Raw genomic sequence first — 4,218 nt, 5'->3', positions numbered from 1 at the left:
CCTGTTCGAGCAGGACGGTGCTGCACACGCTACCCACGTATCCGGCACCGCCGGTCACCAGAAGCTTCACGATCGTCGACCCCTCTTCGCCGGCCCGGTACCCGCCGGCGAAGAGGACCTCGATCAGACCTGCTTCACCTGAACGGCATGAGCCATTTCGTCGGACAGTTCGAAACCCTCGTGGCCGGCGACCGTGATGATCACCGACCCGGGCTTCGTCTCGACTGTAACGCGCGCGTCCGGAACGACTCCGGCCTCCCGCAGTCGCGCGATCACGTCGGGATCGGACTGCACGTACTCGGCCAGTCGTCGCACGACCACCGCGGTCGGCTTACCGGGCGGGATCTCGGTCAGCCGCACCAGCTTCTCGTCCTCCGGTACGGGACGGTTCAGTCCGAGCTGCGCCAGCCCGGGGATCGGGTTGCCGTACGGGGAGGTCGTCGGATTGTTGAGAACCTCCACGAGGCGACGTTCGACCTCTTCGCTCATGACGTGTTCCCAGCGGCACGCCTCGGCGTGCACGTTCTCCCAGTCGAGTCCGATCACATCGACCAGCAGCCGCTCGGCCAGGCGATGCTTGCGCATCACCGACACCGCGAGGTCGCGGCCCTTCTCGGTCAACTGCAGATGGCGGTCGCCGGCCACGCGCAGGAGACCGTCGCGCTCCATCCGCGCAACGGTCTGGCTGACGGTCGGCCCACTCTGCTCGAGGCGTTCGGCGATGCGCGCCCGCAGGGGCACCACGCCTTCCTCCTCCAGGTCGTAGATCGTCCGGAGATACATCTCCGTGGTATCGACCAGGTCCTTCACTCTCACACCCCTTCGTCTGCGGCCGATTCTAGCCGGACGAAACGTGCGGTGGGGCCGCGCGGTGCTCGCGTCGACCGGGGCCGCGCAGTAGCGTCTGCAGGCATGACCACCACATCCACCGCGACCGGCGGTTCGGCACATCTGGACGGCGATCGCGTTGTGGTGTGGAGCCCGGACTATCTCGGCTACCGATGGGGCCCGACCCATCCGATGAACCCGACACGACTCGATCTGACGATGGCGCTGTCCCGGAACATCGGGTTGCTCGACGGCGTCGAAACCGTCCGGCCCACAGCCGCAACCGACGCCGAGCTGTTGCGGATCCACACCCCGGGATACGTCGAGGCGGTGAAACGCGCCGGTGCGCAGCAACCGGATTCCGGGCACGTCGAACCCGATGCCGCCCACGGCCTCGGCACCGAGGACAATCCGATCTTCCCGCACATGCACGAGGCCGGTGCGATCCTCGCGGGCGGCACGCTGGCCGCCGCGCGGGAGATCGCCGCCGGGCGCGCCGTGCGCGCGGTGAGCATCGGGGGTGGCATGCATCACGCCATGGCCGACTGGGCCGCCGGGTTCTGCGTGTACAACGACGCGGCGATCGCGATTTCGTGGCTGCTCGACCAGGGTTACGACCGCATCGCCTACATCGATGTCGACGCCCATCACGGCGACGGGGTCCAGCACGCCTTCCTCGGCGACCCCCGGGTGCTGACCGTGTCCATCCACCAGCATCCGGCCACCCTGTGGCCGAACACCGGATGGTCCAGCGAGATCGGCTCCGGTGCCGCCGAGGGCACGGCCATCAACATTCCGGTGCTGCCCGGCACGGTGGATTCGCTGTGGCTGCGCGCATTTCACGCAATCGTTCCCGGTGCGATCGCGGCATTCCGGCCGCAGATCCTGATCAGCCAGTGCGGGGCGGACAGCCACCGCGAGGATCCCCTCGCCGACCTGTCGCTGACCGTCGACGGGCAACGCGCCTCCTATCTTGCGATGCGCGACCTCGCCGACCGGTACTGCGAGGGCCGCTGGCTCGCCGTCGGCGGCGGCGGATACGGCCTCGTGCGCGTCGTGCCCCGCGCGTGGACCCACCTGATCGCGGCGGCACTCGATCGGGAGATCGATCCGGCCACCGCCGTTCCCGAGGAATGGCGCGAACGGGTCGCGACGATCGCACCCGGGGTGGATCTGCCGACCACGATGGGGGAGGGCGGCGACGTGTCCTATCTGAAATGGGACGGTCCCGGCGGCACCCCGGAGACCGGCATCGCCTCCCTCGATCGAGCCCTGACCCGGATCGATTCGGCGATCATCGCCACGCGACGTGCCGCCTTCCCCCTGCTCGGCCTGGATCCGGAGGACCCCCGTGACTGATCCCGACGGCACGCCCGCTGTTTCGGAGGCGGACGCGGCGAAGGCCGCAGCGGAAGCGGAGAAGAAGGCAGCCCAGGAGCGCGCGATCGAGGTCGCGCGAAACTTCCCCCGTCACTGGGTCGCCGACGTCCTGGCCTCCGACGGCGGGGCCGTGCACCTGCGGCCGATCGTCCCGGAGGACGCCGAACGGCTCCTCGAGTTCCACTCCAAACTCTCCGACCGTACGCGGTATCTGCGCTATTTCGGTCCCTACCCGACGATCTCGAAGAAGGATCTGTTCAACTTCACCGTCGTCGACCATCACAAACGCGTCGCCTTCGTCGCGGTGCTCGGCGACGAGATCATCGCCGTCGGCCGGTACGAGGGGCTGCCCGGTGAGGGAGACGGCAGATCCGCCGAGGTCGCGTTCACGGTCGCCGATGCGCACCAGGGACGCGGGCTCGGACCCATCCTGCTCGAGCATCTCGCCGGGGCGGCCGCGGAGAACGACATCCACCGGTTCGTCGCGGAGGTCCTCGCCGAGAACCGCAACATGATCACAGTCTTCCGTGAGGCCGGATACCAGGTCAGCCGCAGTTTCGAGGGCGGTGTGGTCCGCCTCGAGTTCGCGATCGACCCGACCGAGGCGCTGGTGTCGGTGCGCAACGCCCGCGAACGTGCCGCCGAGGCGCGCAGCGTCCGCAACCTGCTCAGCCCCCGCAGCGCCGCGGTCATCGGTGCCTCCACCGACAGCCGGAAGGTCGGCAACGCGGTGCTGGTGAACATGCTGCGCAGCGGATTCACCGGACCCGTCTATCCGGTCAACGCCGAACACCGTTCGGTGCGCGGCGTGCGCGCCTACCCGACCGTGCGGGACATTCCCGACGAGGTGGATCTCGCCATCGCCGCGGTACCCTCCGAGGGCATCGACGCCGTGCTCGACGACTGTCTCGCCAAGGGCGTCAAGGCCCTGCTCGTGGTGTCGTCCGGGTTCGGCGAGACCGGTCCGGAGGGCCGCGATTCCGAACGTCGCCTCGCGCACGCGGCGCGGGCACACGGCATGCGGCTGATCGGGCCGAACGCGCTCGGTGTCGCGAACAACGACCCGGCCGTGCGGCTCAACGCGACCCTCGCTCCGGTGCTGCCGCCGGCCGGCAACGTCGGCTTCTTCTGCCAGTCCGGCGCGCTCGGCATCGCAATCCTGGACGAGGCTGCCAAGACCGGTGTCGGGCTGTCGTCCTTCGTCTCGGCCGGTAACCGCGCCGACCTGTCCGGCAACGACCTGCTGCAGTACTGGGACACAGATCCGGCGACCGAAGTCGTGCTCCTCTACCTGGAGAGCTTCGGCAACCCGCGCAAGTTCTCGCGCATCGCCCGCCGAGTCGCCCGGAGCAAGCCGATCGTCGCGGTCAAGAGCGGCCGCCACGCGGTGCCGCCGGCGCTGGCCGCGAACACCGGGGAGATGGACGACACCATCGTCAAGGACCTGTTCGAACAGGCAGGTGTCGTGCAGGTCGACTCCATCGCGCAGCTGTTCGACACGGCACTGTTGTTCGGCTACCAGCCCCTGCCCGCGGGCCCGCGCGTCGCGGTCGTCGGGAACTCGACCGCGCTCGGGATGCTGGCGGTCGACGCCGCCCGCAGCGAGGGACTGCAGCCGGGAACCCCGAACGACCTGGGTGCCCAGGCCAGCCCGCAGGAATTCGCCGACGCGGTCGCGAAGGCCGTGCACGCGCCCGACGTCGACGCCGTGATCGCGGTGTTCGTGCCGCCGGTCGCCGTGACCGTCGAACCGTACGCGCAGGCGCTGCGCGACGTCGTCGCCGGTTCCGAGAAGCCCGTGGTCAGCACGTTCCTCGCGACCGAGGGCATCCCGGACGTGCTCGCGGTCCGCGACGCGGAGGGCAACCCGATCCGCGGGTCGGTGCCGTCCTATCCGGGGCCGGAACGCGCGATCCGGGCCCTGGCCCGGGCGTGGCGGTACGCGAAATGGCGCAGTCGCCCCACCTCCCAGGTGGTCCGTCCGTCCGGCATCGACCCGGAGCGGGCGCG

At 69.7% G+C, this 4,218-nt stretch carries 3 protein-coding genes; 2 read left to right on the top strand and 1 reads right to left on the bottom strand.

Annotation, left to right across the window (positions count from 1 at the left end):
* Window positions 1–123: 123 nt before the first annotated feature.
* A complete protein-coding gene (locus tag I0Q12_RS27760; protein WP_197256705.1) occupies window positions 124–810 on the bottom strand; it encodes a metal-dependent transcriptional regulator in 687 nt (228 codons plus the stop codon).
* 102 nt (window positions 811–912) lie between these two features.
* Here I0Q12_RS27760 and I0Q12_RS27755 point away from each other — a divergent pair, with 102 nt between their 5' ends.
* Together I0Q12_RS27755 and I0Q12_RS27750 are read left to right on the top strand one after the other, a co-directional pair.
* A complete protein-coding gene (locus I0Q12_RS27755) occupies window positions 913–2,187 on the top strand; it encodes an acetoin utilization protein AcuC (protein WP_197256703.1) in 1,275 nt (424 codons plus the stop codon).
* Window positions 2,180–4,218 (top strand): GNAT family N-acetyltransferase (locus I0Q12_RS27750; protein ID WP_374068809.1); only part of this gene is annotated, 2,039 nt, incomplete at its 3' end. The genes I0Q12_RS27755 and I0Q12_RS27750, both read left to right, overlap by 8 nt.

It is taken from the genome of Rhodococcus sp. CX, assembly GCF_015865005.1.
GTDB lineage: Bacteria > Actinomycetota > Actinomycetes > Mycobacteriales > Mycobacteriaceae > Rhodococcus.
The sequence above is the reverse complement of the archived record's forward strand: the minus strand, read 5'-3'. Positions and strand labels throughout refer to the sequence as shown.